At 44.3% G+C, this 15,363-nt stretch carries 15 protein-coding genes; 2 read left to right on the top strand and 13 right to left on the bottom strand.

What is annotated here, in order from left to right:
* Positions 1–181: 181 nt before the first annotated feature.
* The 13 genes from AABK39_RS23480 to AABK39_RS23420 all read right to left on the bottom strand — a co-directional run bounded on the left by AABK39_RS23480 (position 182) and on the right by AABK39_RS23420 (position 13,896).
* Positions 182–580, bottom strand: a complete 399-nt coding sequence (locus tag AABK39_RS23480) for a hypothetical protein (protein WP_338395663.1) — start codon at positions 578–580, stop codon at positions 182–184.
* Positions 581–630: 50 nt separating this feature from the next.
* Positions 631–1,749: an IS4 family transposase gene (locus tag AABK39_RS23475; protein ID WP_338392421.1), complete on the bottom strand. Its 1,119-nt coding sequence runs from the start codon at positions 1,747–1,749 to the stop codon at positions 631–633.
* Positions 1,750–1,800: 51 nt separating this feature from the next.
* Positions 1,801–2,919 carry an IS4 family transposase gene (locus AABK39_RS23470; protein WP_338391134.1) on the bottom strand — a complete coding sequence of 373 codons (1,119 nt, stop codon included), beginning with the start codon at positions 2,917–2,919 and terminating at the stop codon, positions 1,801–1,803.
* A gap of 143 nt (positions 2,920–3,062) precedes the next feature.
* A complete protein-coding gene (locus AABK39_RS23465) occupies positions 3,063–4,862 on the bottom strand; it encodes a glycoside hydrolase family 2 protein (RefSeq protein ID WP_338395662.1) in 1,800 nt (599 codons plus the stop codon).
* A gap of 467 nt (positions 4,863–5,329) precedes the next feature.
* On the bottom strand, positions 5,330–5,503 hold the full coding sequence (locus AABK39_RS23460) for a hypothetical protein (RefSeq protein ID WP_338395661.1): 174 nt from the start codon (positions 5,501–5,503) through the stop codon (positions 5,330–5,332).
* A gap of 152 nt (positions 5,504–5,655) precedes the next feature.
* Positions 5,656–5,916: a hypothetical protein gene (locus AABK39_RS23455; RefSeq protein ID WP_338395660.1), complete on the bottom strand. Its 261-nt coding sequence runs from the start codon at positions 5,914–5,916 to the stop codon at positions 5,656–5,658.
* A 168-nt stretch (positions 5,917–6,084) separates the two neighbouring features.
* Positions 6,085–8,238, bottom strand: a complete 2,154-nt coding sequence (locus tag AABK39_RS23450) for a TonB-dependent receptor (protein ID WP_338395659.1) — start codon at positions 8,236–8,238, stop codon at positions 6,085–6,087.
* Positions 8,239–8,267: 29 nt separating this feature from the next.
* A complete protein-coding gene (locus AABK39_RS23445) occupies positions 8,268–9,467 on the bottom strand; it encodes a zinc metalloprotease (protein WP_338395658.1) in 1,200 nt (399 codons plus the stop codon).
* A gap of 1 nt (position 9,468) precedes the next feature.
* Complete coding sequence (locus tag AABK39_RS23440; protein ID WP_338395657.1) at positions 9,469–10,311, bottom strand: SagB family peptide dehydrogenase; 843 nt, start codon at positions 10,309–10,311, stop codon at positions 9,469–9,471.
* Positions 10,312–10,360: 49 nt separating this feature from the next.
* Complete coding sequence (locus AABK39_RS23435) at positions 10,361–11,131, bottom strand: hypothetical protein (RefSeq protein WP_338395656.1); 771 nt, start codon at positions 11,129–11,131, stop codon at positions 10,361–10,363.
* A 148-nt stretch (positions 11,132–11,279) separates the two neighbouring features.
* Entirely contained in the window at positions 11,280–12,563 is a 1,284-nt protein-coding gene (locus AABK39_RS23430; RefSeq protein ID WP_338395655.1) for a YcaO-like family protein, read from the bottom strand.
* A 4-nt stretch (positions 12,564–12,567) separates the two neighbouring features.
* On the bottom strand, positions 12,568–13,464 hold the full coding sequence (locus tag AABK39_RS23425; RefSeq protein WP_338395654.1) for a hypothetical protein: 897 nt from the start codon (positions 13,462–13,464) through the stop codon (positions 12,568–12,570).
* A 225-nt stretch (positions 13,465–13,689) separates the two neighbouring features.
* Entirely contained in the window at positions 13,690–13,896 is a 207-nt protein-coding gene (locus AABK39_RS23420; protein WP_338395653.1) for a hypothetical protein, read from the bottom strand.
* A 526-nt stretch (positions 13,897–14,422) separates the two neighbouring features.
* Here AABK39_RS23420 and AABK39_RS23415 point away from each other — a divergent pair.
* Positions 14,423–14,818: a hypothetical protein gene (locus AABK39_RS23415; RefSeq protein ID WP_338395652.1), complete on the top strand. Its 396-nt coding sequence runs from the start codon at positions 14,423–14,425 to the stop codon at positions 14,816–14,818.
* A 78-nt stretch (positions 14,819–14,896) separates the two neighbouring features.
* Positions 14,897–15,346 (top strand): MarR family winged helix-turn-helix transcriptional regulator, encoded by a 450-nt coding sequence (locus tag AABK39_RS23410; protein WP_338395651.1) that lies wholly within the window; start codon positions 14,897–14,899, stop codon positions 15,344–15,346.
* Positions 15,347–15,363 lie beyond the last annotated feature (17 nt).

The raw sequence follows: 15,363 nt of genomic DNA, 5'->3' as shown, positions 1-15,363 counted from the left end.
AATATTATACACTTACATCTTCCGATCCCTCACGGGATCACATTAAAAAGCCGGCCCTCCCCGGCTTTTTTCATTTCATTAAAATGAAAAACACTCATGATTTCATTAACCATGAGTGTTTTATCTAAAGGCTTGCATGTTTCCAGTTATCTAATTCACTGGATAAACTTGAGGCAAGAAATTAATTCTGCTGAGCCAACCATTCCAGCGATTTTTCCTCACTGTCGAAGAAATGTACCTTTAGCATTTCTTCATTAATATTGCTGACCATATTCTTTACAGCAAATGCAGCGAAAGCTTCCTGGCCCAATACTGTTCCGGCAAAATACTCACGACCGGCAGCCCGAACTAATGACGGCATAATTTCCTCGGCTACCCATTTCTGAGTTTCCAACGGCGCTACGCCCATTAACGAGGGATTTGCCATATGCTTGAAGAATCGTTTTTCCTTTACCAAGTCAACCAAAGCCAGCATGGCTTCGCGGTCTTCCTTATCTGGGCAGAATTTCTTATAACGGATTATGGCATAGTCATTTTCATAACCTACTTCCACGTATTCGTTTTCATGTGTAATTGTCATGGGTTAAATATATTATATTTTGAAAAAGTATAATTATGTGTAAACTAAGTCTAAGTACATGACAAAAATAGCCCTGATAATCTCTCGATCTTCGTTTCGACCTTATTAATCAGAGCGTGGGCTATTTCCTCAAGGCCGTACGAGAAAAAGCTTTTCGCCCTTCTCCCGTGTTTTTTGATCTTGATCGGCTTCTCCTCATCGTGTTTGAAAATCCCGATATTATACGACCAGATAAACGCTATTGCTATGACACACAGCAACTTGTTTATCCTTCCGTAATCTTGTAAATGCGTATCCTCAAGGTTGAAGCCCGCACTTTTGAAGCCTCTGAACATGGTTTCTATCTGCCAGCGTTCACGGTAAATCTCCAAGCTTTCCCGAGTGTTTTTCGGAGACGCGAGGATCAAGTATTCGAGCTTTCCGTTCTCGATGTACTTCATTCCCGAAACATACACCTTCACCTTGGCGATCGTCACGGAAGTCGGATGAAAATAGGCGACTTTCAGCTTATGGGGTGCAAACAATCGCCTGGCGTTTACGAATCTTCCGCCACGCAATCCTATTAACGCGTTTTCCTTGATGCGGATGTAAAAAGGGATCCCGTGTTCCAGCAGGAATTCCCACCATTCTTCGCCTATAAATTCCCGGTCCGCCGTAATGTGTTCGATCATATCCGAACCGAACCATTCGATAAATTTCCCGAGTAGGTCTTTTCGTTCGGCTGTGCTCGAATTCCCCTTCTTGTCCCCAAGCACTTTCCATATCAACGGAATACCCACGCCTTTGTATACAACGCAGAGAAACAGCAAGTTGATGTTCCTTTTCCCGAACTTCCAGTTGGTCCGGTCAATGGCGATCCGGTATTTCCCTTTGACGGGAATCATCCTGATGATAAGCCGGGAAAAGCCCTCTTCCGGAAATTCGAATTTGGCAAAGAAACGCTGAATCCTCCTCATGTTGGACGTCACCGTAGCTCCCGAATCGTATCCTTCCGAAAGGTGTCTGAAACCAACCTTTTGGACTTTGATCAACGAGGTTATCAGGTAACAAAGCAGTTTTAGTCGGGCCTTATTCAGTTTCTTTAACTCGGGTTCACTGGTAATTAAGGTCTGTAGTTTTGTATATTCGAACTGGCTTTCCAATCGTTTTGCGGGTTTAAGTTTGGTCACTCAAAATTACGCAATGATTCGGAAAGCCATTTTTTGTCATGTACTGTGAAACTAAGTACATGACAAAAATAGCCCTGATAATCTCTCGATCTTCGTTTCGACCTTATTAATCAGAGCGTGGGCTATTTCCTCAAGGCCGTACGAGAAAAAGCTTTTCGCCCTTCTCCCGTGTTTTTTGATTTTGATCGGCTCCTCCTCTTCGTGTTTGAAAATCCCGATATTATACGACCAGATAAACGCTATTGCTATGACACACAGCAACTTGTTTATCCTTTCGTAATCTTGTAAATGCGTATCCTCAAGGTTGAAGCCCGCACTTTTGAAGCCCCTGAACATGGTTTCTATCTGCCAGCGTTCACGGTAGATTTCTAAGCTTTCCCGAGTGTTTTTCGGAGACGCGAGGATCAAGTATTCGAGCTTTCCGTTCTCGATGTACTTCATTCCCGAAACATACACCTTCACCTTGGTGATCGTCACGGAAGTCGGATGAAAATAGGCGACTTTCAGCTTATGGGGCGCAAACAATCGCCTGGCGTTTACGAATCTTCCGCCATGCAACCCTATTAACGCGTTTTCCTTGATGCGGATATAAAAAGGGATCCCGTGTTCCAGCAGGAATTCCCACCATTCTTCGCCGATAAATTCCCGGTCAGCGGTAATGCGTTCGATCATATCCGCACCGAACCATTCGATAAACTTCCCGAGAAGACCTTTTCGTTCGGCCGTGCTCGAATTCCCCTTCTTGTCCCCAAGCACTTTCCATATCAACGGAATACCCACGCCTTTGTATACAACGCAGAGAAACAGCAAGTTGATGTTCCTTTTCCCGAACTTCCAGTTGGTCCGGTCAATGGCGATCCGGTATTTCCCTTTGACGGGAATCATCCTGATGATAAGCCGGGAAAAGCCCTCTTCCGGAAATTCGAATTTGGCAAAGAAACGCTGAATCCTCCTCATGTTGGACGTCACCGTAGCTCCCGAATCGTATCCTTCCGAAAGGTGTCTGAAACCAACCTTTTGGACTTTGATCAACGAGGTTATCAGGTAACAAAGCAGTTTTAGTCGGGCCTTATTCAGTTTCTTTAACTCGGGTTCACTGGTAATTAAGGTCTGTAGTTTTGTATATTCGAACTGGCTTTCCAATCGTTTTGCGGGTTTAAGTTTGGTCACTCAAAATTACGCAATGATTCGGAAAGCCATTTTTTGTCATGTACTGTGATGTGTAAATATAAATATAATATTACGTATTGATTTATTTACATTTAATTTTTAATAAAAAACTATCCTATTAGACCCATTCACACTTCCCAAAACTATTGGACCTTTCCTTTTCCGAAAGCTTTTTCTTCTAATTCTTGATAGAATTTCTGTAATACGTAAAACGCTTTTTTGCGCACGCCTTTTTCAGAAAGAAGGCCCTTCCTGTTATAGTCGTTCTGAATCACACGGTTCGGACGAATCGGAGAACGGAAATCAACCAAAATCCAAGGAGTCATACCATCGAGAAAAGGCATTTGCTCCTTAATCATCCCGATATTTTGACGATAAACCTCTTCCTGATATTCTTCGGTCCATTTCTCACTTTTGTCGCCATAATGGCCCTGCAAAGCGCCCGCTCCGAATTCGCTGAAAATTACGGGCTTATCGAACTTAATTTCCCAGCCCAATTCCGGGCACTCTGTAGGTTTTCTGAAATACCAACCGCAGTAACAATTCACGCCCAAAACATCTACCAAATCGCCTAACGGATCGTCGATTACACGGACTCCATCCACTTCTTTAAAGGCTTCTAAAGCAGCGGTAGTTAACCGGACAGGATCCAATTCTTTGGTCTTTTTTAGAAGATTCCCCAAGAAGCGCTGACGAGCCTCACTTTCTCTAGTCTCGTTAGCCACAGACCACAGGATAACGGAAGCCCGGTTACGGTCACGCTGAACCATCTCCACCAACATCTGTTCGGCGTTTGCGTAAGCCGTTTCATTTTCAAAATCTATTTTCCAATACACCGGAATTTCGGCCCAAACCATCAGCCCCATGCGCTCAGCCTCACGTACCATCATTTCGCTATGCGGATAATGCGCCAAGCGAACGAAGTTACAGCCAAGCTCTTTAGCCCAACCCAACAAAGTCCGGCATTCCTCGGCCGTAGTAAGACGACCGCCACCCATCGGCGCTTCCTCATGCAGGTTTATACCACGGAGAAAAACCTTCTTCCCGTTCAAAAGTATATCTCCGTTCTTGGTTTCGATACTTCTAAATCCAATTTTGTCCTCTACCTTATCATCGCCAACCGTTAAACGAACAGTATACAATTTGGGCGTTTCCGGCGACCACAATTCCAATCGCTTCGGCTTAACGATAAACTCGGCTTTACCATTATCAGATACCGTAACCGATTTTTTGATCTTCAATTCCGGTATCTCAACCGTCACCTCTTTCCCTTGGTATTTTCCGTCAAGTTGTGTCCAGCCCGAAATCATCCGCTTATCATTCTGATCCAAGGCCACTGAATAATCCGAAATAAAGGTTTCGCCAACCTCAACCAACTTTACAGAACGCGTAAGGCCTCCATAATTCCACCAATCAAAGCGAATAGTCGGAATGGACTCTTTCTTTCGCTGATTCGTGACCTTCACCACCAAAGTATTATCACCGTTTAACAGTTCATCGGTTACTTCGAAATCAAAAGGCGTAAAACCACCTTTATGCGTACCGATTGTATTTCCGTTCAGGAAAACCTCAGCTTCGTAATTAGCCGCACCAAAATGAAGGATGTAGCGCTTGGCAGAATTCTTTTTCCATTTAAAGTTTCTTTTGTAAAATACGGACCCCTCATAATAGTATAATTTTTCAGCCTGAGTATTCCAATCTCCAGGTACCGCCAAACGATCCACAAAAGACTCGTCTTTGGCTCCGGGTTTCATCGGTTTTGACATCCCCTTTCCGTTTCCGCCCCTAAATGGAGCCAAACGAACGTTCCAAAGACCATCCAAGACAAAGCCTTCACGGTTTTCAGCATTTTGTAAAACAATTCCCTCAGCCAAGACATCTGCTGAGCCAATAGAGAAGAAAAGCGCAAACAGAAGCGCCACCATAGTGTTCGTTCTCATCATTACCGGATTTTCATTAAAAAAACCAATCCCGGAATACCGCCAAGATCCGTGATCAGCTAAAAATGTGCGAGAGCCTTCCTGTGTCTAAACTGAAAAAACGAAGGAAGGAAAATAAAAATCGGGATTAACAACAAACACTATGTAGACGATAGAACCGATTCATTGTATGGTGAAAAAATAAAACATAATTATAATCCAATCAAGATAATATTTTCATTAGAAACGCTTCATAAGCACAAATGAAAAACAGCACACAGAAACCTGTTTAACAGCAATTTAAACCCTAAAGCAACAAGAAAACAAAGTCGATAGAAAACAGTAAAAAGACGGAGAAAAAAGCCTTCAAGAGTTACTCTTAATTATGTTCTCCTTACCGATAATTTATTCAAAAAATATATATGAGGGTATTTTAAGGGGAGTTATGAAAAGCGGGTCAAGCCTATTGATCCGCTTTTCGTGTACCTATTCTAGTCTTTTGAACGTCGTCGTCCACGGTTCACCCAGCTCTCGTCATCAACAAAATTGTCCCCGTCATAATCAGTGGACCTGGCTCCTGCCTCCTCGCTCATATCGCGTTCGGGGCTTGGATCTTCCTTTTTTTTATCGTTCTCCTCATCGTATCTTTCTTCGTCCCTAGCCATGGTTTTAAGTTTTGTGAAGACTGTTTAAAGTCCAAACCGGGGACAAAGTGTCTCTGTTTAAAAACAAGAAGAAATTTCCTAAACAAAAAGCCCTTCAACACACGGCCGAAAGGCTTTCTTATAATAAGCGAATTAATGTCCGAAATGCGGGATTAAGCGAGTTTCCCTAATGCGCTCTTTGCGTGCGCCATTTCCGGATTTTCTAATAATGTGGCGTTCAAACGCTCCATTACCTCCAACTTCTCCATCTTTTCCAGGCTTACAGGACCCGACACACTCATCTTTTCCAAAATGGCGTCGTAGATATCTATAATCCGGCTAAGCGCCCAACGGTCCTTGGTCGCTTCATTTTTCCAGACTTTTATCTCCTCGCAAACCAGCTCCCTCTCTTCTTCGGTGAAGTCAATAGACATGACGATTCTTCTTTGTTTGATAAAAATAATTCAAAAAAGCGAATGAAGAATAACCGAAAAACGGTCGTTCGTATGAAGTAGTTTTTAGTGGTTATATAACCCAAAGGCTATGGTATCAATATACACCTTTTCCGGTTTGGGGCCAAACCCAAGCACTCATAATAACCATTAATTGGAAACCTGCCCGAATTTAAAAACCACACCCAAATACAGCGTTCTACGTTGGTAATGTGCCGGGCTTTTGTCTGAATAGTTTTCCGTGTACCGCCATTCCCATTCATTCTTATTATCCAGAATATTACTGGCAGTTATATAAACGATAATCGTCTGTTTGCCTATCGGTATTAATTTATTTGCCGAGATATTCAAGGTCTGATAATCTCCGAATTGCTCTCCGTTTATTTCAGAACTAAAAGATGGAATATACCCACCCTTTTCCGGATCAAAAGAAGCCCCGTCGATCATTGTATAATATGAACCCTGACGGTATTGCCAATTTAATCCAAAACTAAAAAGTCGGGGATCCTGAAAATCAAATCCGAATTTGACAAAAATTGGAGGAAGGTAGGAAACCGGATAATCCTTGCCCAAGCTTTTTTCGGTACCATGTGCCCAAGTCATGGACAAATTCGCCCGGAATTTGGTCAAGAAGCGTTGTTCTAGAAAGTACTCCAAACCCAAAATATCACGCTCCGTAGCCAAATCTCTTTCCTTCTTGAAATAAAGACCGATGTTAGCAAGCAAATCCTCTCCATCCAAGCGATATTCCAAGGCAATCTGATCACTTCGGATTATGCGGTGCCGCACATCATCATAAACAGGAACAAAATCACTGTAATATCTTCCTCCCGAAAGCATCAGGCTGTTCCCTTTTTCCCATTCATACTTGGCGCTTAGTTGTCCGCTCAGATATGCGGTTTGTCCATTAATGGGAATTGTCGGGCGTACCCCTGCTCCTATCGTCCAGCCTTCTATCGGAAACCATTTTCCATAAAAATACGCTTCCACCCGATGCCTCTCTTCCGTCTCCGTTTCGGAAATAATCGGTGAACCGGGAGCTACCAAAAAAGGATATTCAGGAATATCTCCACCAAACGTTCTTTTGACATATAAATCCGATACGCCTATTTGCGTATTCAGATTCTCTGACCAGATATATTTATAATTTAAAGATCCGTATGCCTGTTGTTCTTTTTGCTCTGAATCTATAACTCCGAATTTATATCCCGAGTCACTGATATCATATCCTCCATTTACAAAAAACACATTTCTATCGGATCGGATCTCATATCGTAAAGTGTGGAATGTTCTTTTCTTACGGCCTTTGGCCAAACCCGTATAATTATATTGCTGACTAATAAAATCAGAACCCTCATCAATCAAATATCCATAATATTTTATGTTGGAGTTTTCACCGAAACGCTTTACAAAATGTAATCCCCCATCCCGTGTGTAGAAATGCTTTAAATCTTCGGCCAGAGCCTTATTCACAGGCAAAAACCAGTCGTCGAATTGATAATTGGCATAAGCCTGCACAAAGCTTTCCGCTCCCAATTTTTGAGAAAACAGAAAACCTCCGTGAGCCAGTCCCGCCGAAATATCGTATTGGTTACTTTCCAGCTTGTTCGCTGTGGTTAAGCTAATCAACCCTGCACTGGATTGTCCCAAAGTCAAGGGCGGGTTACTGGCAAACACCAATTCATCCTTCAAAAGCTCAGCATTGAAAAGACTAAAGGTACCCGCGCCTGAGATGGTTGAATTACGGACGGGCCGATAGACTGGAACACCGTTCAGATAAACCCTAGTCCAAGAAGAAGGACTGCCCCGCAATGACGGACTGGCCGATTCGTCGAGATTGGTGGATGATGGCAAAAGCGAAACCGCCCGAAGCGGATCTCCGGCGGCGGAAGCGTTTAGATAAATCTGCAACTTCTCTATTTTCGCCACTGAAAATGTCTCCGCAATTGGCCGTGAGGCTTCTATAGTAATTTCTCCAAGTAAAGCTGACGCCAGTTCCAGTTTTACAATAAGGTCTTTCGTCTTTATTTCCGAAAGCAATTTTGAGACCGTATCGTAGCCGACAAAAGTAAAAATCAGCGTATCATTCGGGGTAATATTTTTTAAACTAAGAGAAAAACGACCTTCCCAATCCGTAGTGGTTCCCGCTTCGGTATGGTGAAGAACGTATACGCTGGCGCCGTACAGCGGTTCGCCCGTTTCGTCTTGCACTACGCCATAAAGCCGTTCCGGAAGTTGTGCCACAACCTCCGAAATAACACCCAGCGCAAAGGCCAAAACGATAAGAGCTACCCTAGCTGTCATTTTCTATACAGTCATCTTCATCACCTAAATCATATTATTCTAGAAACCAATTCGATCCATACCGGATAAAAGATCAGAAAAGAAATCATTAGCCAATAAACGACAATCATTAGGTTGGAAACCAAGAAGTATGAAGCTTTTGTAACCATCCGGAAATTCAGTTTACGGACACTTCCCGACTTCACGGTTTTAAACAAATTTTTAAACCCTTCGAAAGAACGGCGATACAGATTTTCGAAACCGAATAAGTCACAGAAAATAAAATAACCGTCAGTATTCGGAATTAGAAAATTCATATTAGTCAATAATCTAATCACCATATAAAAAAGCATAATAACACCGATATACGCGGACCAAGAATGAGACGGTGTGTAAAGCACTAATACGGCGAAAAAGAGAATCAACCAAACGTCTACCCAGATACCGGCTACAGTCACCTGTATCCTACGCCATTTATCCTCCCAAAGTCCTACTTCTGTCACGTTCGTAAAACAAATAGGCAGAAAGCCGTACAGAAAACCGGCGCCTATTTCGTTTGCCTTACCTCCGAAACGTTTCAGCTCCATATAATGCCCCGCTTCGTGCAGAATCAAAGTAACGAAGACCGTCACAAAAACAATCAAAGCTGTCCAATACCAACTAAACGTGGCATTTATAAAGGCCGTATAAGAGAGCTCCGAATCAGAAAACGCCACCAATCCCGTCATTATAGCGAAACTTACCCAGAAAAATACGTAAACTATTCCTCGGCCCACTCGGGAGTTCCCCAAACGCTCCATCCAACTGCCTGACAAATCGGCGCTCACCAAGCGGAAGAAAAGAAACGAGCCCGCAAAAACAGGATTGAGCTTCAGGCCCGTCAGTTTTCCGGCAATCAAGGTTAAGCGAACCAAAATGTAGTTCAAGGCCGCTATTGGTAAAGCCCTCTTCTTTTCTTTTTTTGGAGGGATATAAGTGTCATCAATTAACAAAGTCAATTCGAAAGCCTTGGTAAGCAAAGTTCCCAGAAGCTGATCCGTCAGTTCAAATTCATCAAAATGGCGTTTGACCTTGCCAAATTCCGGATACTCGCCATAATAGCGGATTATATCGAGCTCGGGCTCGCTGAGCGTGACCGTCAGCTTAGTCAGGCTATTTTGCAGAATTACCCGACCATCGTTTCCGTCATTACTCAGTACCGTAAATTCCTCATTGAACCGAATTTTGCCTTTGGCCTTGCGTTGCCCCATATCATTCGGTTTTCATTCGACCAACAATCATTGTGTTCAAGGCGATTTCATCCGGCTCTATCAGGCCCAACAACTCTCCTATTTGGTCATCCAGATATCCGCCGTTTGCGCACACGGCTAAATCCAAAGCTGCCGCCGCCAAATGTACGTTTTGCATTATGCTTCCCGCATCCATTAGGGCGAACCGCACGCCACGATCTTTATATTTACAAGACGCCCGACTCAATGTAGCGACAGAAACCAGAACGCCTCCCGCCGAATCGAAATCCCAGTCTTTACGGATATTTGTATAAAACGCATCCGCAAAACGTTTCTCAAACAAGGATTCTTTCCCATCGTATATCGGCAATTTATCCAATCGTTCTTGCTGGAGGTTGTAATAATACACTCCACGTTCCAGACCCACCACGTTCAGATTAATGAAGTACTGATCGATCGAGTACACCGCACCGCCCGAGGCGATACTCCGGCGGGCAGGAGCCCGGTCACTGGCTTTCGATCCGTCAATCACAAAATATGAATTTAGCAATAACGCCGACAAATCATCCAAGTCCATTCCTTTGCCAAACGCCCGGGTACTTTTCCGTTCGTTTTGAATGCGCCGTAGTTCCTTTACCCGATCCTCGTTTTTCGTTTCCGTATTAAGCGCCACTTTTTCCGTATTACCAAGCTCCACACTTGTACCAATTATTTGGCGCATATGATACCCGGAGCTCATCACTGTGCCGATATGTCTGCCGAAGTCGGCCAAGTCATAGCTTTTCACCTTCGACGATTCGATAAAATCAATAGCGCTTGGGCTAAGGTTTTGCTCGTAAAACAGATTATCTATGTTCTTTTTCATACCGATTCAAGTCAGTTAGTTCTTGGACGATGGGGCCTTCTATCCCATCTTATTTCTTAGTCTTTGGCGCTTCCTTGTCAATTAGCTTTCTCATATTTCTAATCAACACATCATTGGGATATAAGCCGCTCGCTTTTGTCACCGCCTCCTTCGCTTTTTTCTTTTCTCCCTCTTTCCAATAAAAGCGGATCAGATACCAATAGGCCTCACTTTTCCCCCATGTCGGGGCATAAGGTCCGGTGGCGGATTTGTCAGGTAAGGAAATCGCCTTTTCCAGATATTCCACAGTGTGCTTTCCGCCACCAAATCGTTTTGGCGTGTAGAAATCGTTTACACCTTTCATCAGGTAAGCCCTTAGGTTTTCCTTGTCCAAAGCCAATGCGTCATCGGCGTAGTTTACCGCTTTTTTTGATTTGAACGGCGCCGAAAAAAATGACGTGAACGCTAGGCTATAATTCGTGACAGTTGCCAATAAAGCGTAATCTTCAGACGATTTTCGCTTGATTCCTTCCATCAATTCTATGGCCTGATCGTTGAGTTTTTCGGTTCTTTTCTCATTCTTGACAGCCATTTCCGTTATCGCCCTTCGATATAAAGCGTAGGCGTACCAGTATGAAATCAGGTTGTTGGCAGGGCGTTGGTCATGCGCCGCTTTGAGTTCTGAAATTAAAGCGTCGAAAGCCGTTCCGTCTTTTTTCTCAAAAAAACCATTGAAGCTGTCGGTGATCCTTTCCTGAATATTCTTCAGTGGGTCTTGCGCTTTCAATGTCATCGGAGAAACGAAAATAAGGAAGAGTACTATCTGTATTATTTTCTTCATAGTTTATTCTTTTTGGACAGAACATAAAGACTATACAGTTCGCAAACCTGAACAAAACACCATCCGTTACCGGCTTCATATCTGGTGTTTATGCGTTTGTACTTACCTTTCCAGTCCACTGCTCTTCCACTGAAAAAGTAAGCGATAATCACGGAAACGGATGGGGCCAATCGGTGTAAAACCCATCCTCTTCATCCAGTCGACCAAGAAAAGGATAACGGTGATCGCCAGTTAGCAACGCAAAGTCAGGCACTACAGTCCGGATCACTTTCAGGTCCAATTCCTCAATATCTTCCGGGGTGATGTCCACGGTGAAAACTCCATGCAGACCACAGGATTTCAATTGTTCGGAAGTAAGCGCATTGAGCCTCGAACCGGTAGCTTGGAAGAGGCCACTTTCCCCTTCCTCCTCTATAGACCGGCGCAATACCGGCACTTCTTTTCGAAGGTTTGGGAATGAATTATAGAAATCGAAATGCTTGTCAAAATCGTCGGCCAGGTTAGCTTCCGATTCCTGAGTGCCGAACAGTTTTTTGTCTTGCAGGCTCAGCCCATATTCTACACCCTGATAGGCTTCGACAGCCGCTTTCACCAACGCGTCACGTTTGGTAAATCTAGCCGACGCCCCACAGGTCTGCATGCGTTTTCCTTTGTATTCATAAAACATAAAAACCGCTACGCATTCTACCGGAACATACTCCGAAAGGTCGAATACGGCGATTTCCACAAAAGGATTATCATACAGTTGACGCAGTGTTTTGTCTTCGGGAAAGTGTTTGAGCAAGGTTTCTTTCCGGTACATCGGCGGATTCTCCACATGCTGTTTGTACCAAAACCTTGAGAATGCGTGTCGCTCCGCAGCCTCAAAAAATCCGCCGTGGAAGGCATGCGCAAAGTTTTCGCCAGCGGCCAAACCTGTCGACGTGCTTTTGGGCATATAGAAATGATGTTCGCCGTGTTGGTGAGCGTACGGCAGATAAACCATAAACGCAGGCACCCAAGCCTTTTCGCCAGTCAAAGCGTCTTGGCCTTCCACCCAATCAATCTTATGCTTCCGGCTTGGCCTATCAAGCCCCAATGACCTATCGGCTAACTGACGCTCACTGAAAAGCCGGATTTCATCGGGGTCCAGAGCGTTCCGGCCCGCGGCCTTCATTTCATGATAATCCGCGTTGACAAATTTTTGCCTATAAATCGCCGCGCCAGCGTATCGTTCCACAAACTCGCCGATGGTTCCCTTTACGGATTCTTCCTCATTCAAACCCATCGATCCGGCCGTTATCTCATCGGTTCGGGCACCTAACAAGCTGAGGTTTTTGCCCGTTGTGCTGGTCTGGAACACGCATGGCGGTATAAACCTCCGGTTCGGGATATAATATAACGGTCCGGTTATGAACCCCGCTTCGCTATTGAAAATATCTTTCGCTCCCATGGCCTTAGCTGTTAAACGGGTTGTTCCTAGCCTGATTATAAACCTCCGATCCCGGCACCCGAAGCACCCTTGAGGTTTCCACTCCGTAATCGGAGAAATCCATCGTTACGGACTTGCCCGTTATGTGGCCAGAGTATTGGCCCTCATAGGCCAGAAAACGCTTCACTTCGTTTTTCGCCATCTCCATCATCATCCCGAAGAAAGGGAAATCCGAGAAATCGTAACGCTTAACGGTTTGCTTTTCGCTTTGCCTCAGGAATTCTATATACTTCGAGGCGTCCGCCGTATTGGCCAATTTCCGCTTGGCGTAGCACGTCAAAGACGGCGAACGTTTGGAAGGCATAACCAGCGGACCAACCGTCACGCTCATACTCGATACGCCTAAATGTAACAAGGGAACGTCTTCACGGTAAGCCCAAAGGTCGAGCTCCCGGATCTTTTTATAATCATCGAACAGCGGAGAAAACACTAGGATCAAGTCGGGTTTTGGACCTGAAAAATCTTCCGCTAACGGATAGGTATCTATTTTCCATTCAGGCTCATTATCAAACGCTTTCTTCAGGTTTTCCCCCATCTTGTCACAATAGGATTCGCCCGTGAAAAAAGCTACACGATATGGCCCGGCATGTTCCCGTTTGCCTTTGGTTCGTTCCAATATCTTATTGACAACCAGCCATTCCAATATGGCGTCAAAAAATTCCCGGTCGTTATCAAAATCGTCCGCTACCAGCGCATAAAGATTATCGGCCTCGAGCTCTTGTCCATCCGTAGCTTCCACCACAGCCGTGATCTGCGCCAATTCCTTGCCTTGCAAATGCATCAGGCTGTCATCGCCCTGCTTGATGTACAGGGATTCCGGCGCTTTGAACACCGAACAATTCGCTAATCTAATCCTCTCCATACCTTCCGCATTTGTAGGACGAAACGGCAATGGGGAACACATTGGGACCCCGCACTGCCGTGCCGCCCGCATACAATAAACGCCCGGTTCGGTCAACCGGGTAAGAAAAAGCAACGAGATTCCGGAATCCGGACTCTCATTGCCTGTAGGTTTCCGCCTCAATAACCCGAAAAGCTACCGAGGGTTATTCGATCTCGTCAAAAAACATTCCTACGTAATCCTCCTTTAGCTTCCAACCACGTCATTCAAAGGCACGCCTGTCGGGTCGCCGCCGTTGTTGCCACCCGTACCGGCCGCAAAGCAGCAAGAACAGCAGCAACAGCAACAACAAGCCGCTGGCAAGTTGCGGTCGTCAGTATTGGCTATAGGAGCCGAACGGTTCTCGATTACGCTGATAGAAATGTCGAGTTTTCGTTTTTGTACATTTTTCATAGCTCTATTCGTTTTGGGTATCTGAAATAATAAGCCTGAAAACGTTTTCGAATCAAAATAACAGCTGTGGAAAAAGGTGTCCGTGTTCCGGAAATAGACATCCCATTTCTGTAAATGAAGTAAGAAGGAACGTAAGCACCAAGTATTTTTATGAATATATACACGATTCTTCATGCTTTGTATAATACAATTTATTAGCCTGTGTTTCAGGATAATAATTATATAATAACTTGCATATAATTCCCCTTTCTTCTTCAACACCCCTTTTCCGTACCCGCAGAGGCTTCCGGACCGCAAAAGTCCTTTAGCTTTGCGGAAACTGTTTTTGCAGAAAACCCGGCGACGCAATCTGGGTGTTTTTTCCGTTGCGGAACAAAATTTTTGTCCCGATCCAGAAAATCCAGATACGATCGTGACGAAACGGCTTGAGGAACCCTCAATTTTTCATACGTTCTATCGGGCTAAACCGAATTGTCTTCCGTGTATTGAGTCCTAAGACGATCACAGGTCAGCCATAGGCGGCGTCATGGACGGACTCCCGCTATTGTTTCCTCCCACTCCAATTGAAAAGCAGCAAGAACAACAGCAACAGCAACAACAGGCCGAAGGAAGCGAACGTTCCTCGGAAGTAGCCACAGGTGCTGACCTATTCTCAATCACCGTGATCGAAATGTCAAGCTTACGTTTTTCGATTTTTTTCATAGTACGTTTTTCATTAAATACTAAAGTGCCCAAGACGCTTGGCGAACCGTACGCTTTCGCCTATTTCGTCGCTTTCGGGCAACAATCCGGTGGGGCATTAGCGTTACCGAAATCGATTTCGGAGTTTACGCAAACACCTTCCCCGGGTCATTTTTTCAAAAACGAAGCGCCAATCGCTTTATTGCTCGAAAAACAACTACTGATAACCAGTTACTTATAATTATTTTCAAAATAAAACCGATTTGGAATAACCATATATAATTCATGTTCGTATTATTGTTGTATAAACATCTATTGTATGGGAAACATAGGAGAGGAGATAAAACAGAAGAGCTTTCAAAGTCAAAGAAAGAAGGCTTCACTTAACCTTTTGTATACGGCAAGCTGGTATGAGAGAGGTTTGAAGCAGGTTTGGAGCCAGTTTGGCATTTCCCACCAACAATTCAATGTGCTCAGGATATTGAAAGGAGCCAAAAAGCCCGTCACGCTTATGTACATCACCGAGCGCATGCTGGACAGGAATTCCAACGCAAGCCGTCTTATTGACAAACTGCTCGACAAAGAATACGTGACCCGGGAAATCTGCCCCGATAATAGACGAAAGATGGATATTTCGATCACTCCCACAGGTATAGATTTGCTTGACCGGATAGAAGAGCCCTTAAAAGAGGTTGTAGACAAGCATTTTAACCTTTCGGAAGAAGAATCCCGAATCCTTTCCGACCTGTTGGACAAACTGAGAGGATAACCTAAAAAGAACCTATC

This window comes from Fulvitalea axinellae, assembly GCF_036492835.1.
In the GTDB taxonomy this organism is placed as follows: Bacteria; Bacteroidota; Bacteroidia; order Cytophagales; family Cyclobacteriaceae; genus Fulvitalea; species Fulvitalea axinellae.
The sequence above is the reverse complement of the archived record's forward strand: the minus strand, read 5'-3'. Positions and strand labels throughout refer to the sequence as shown.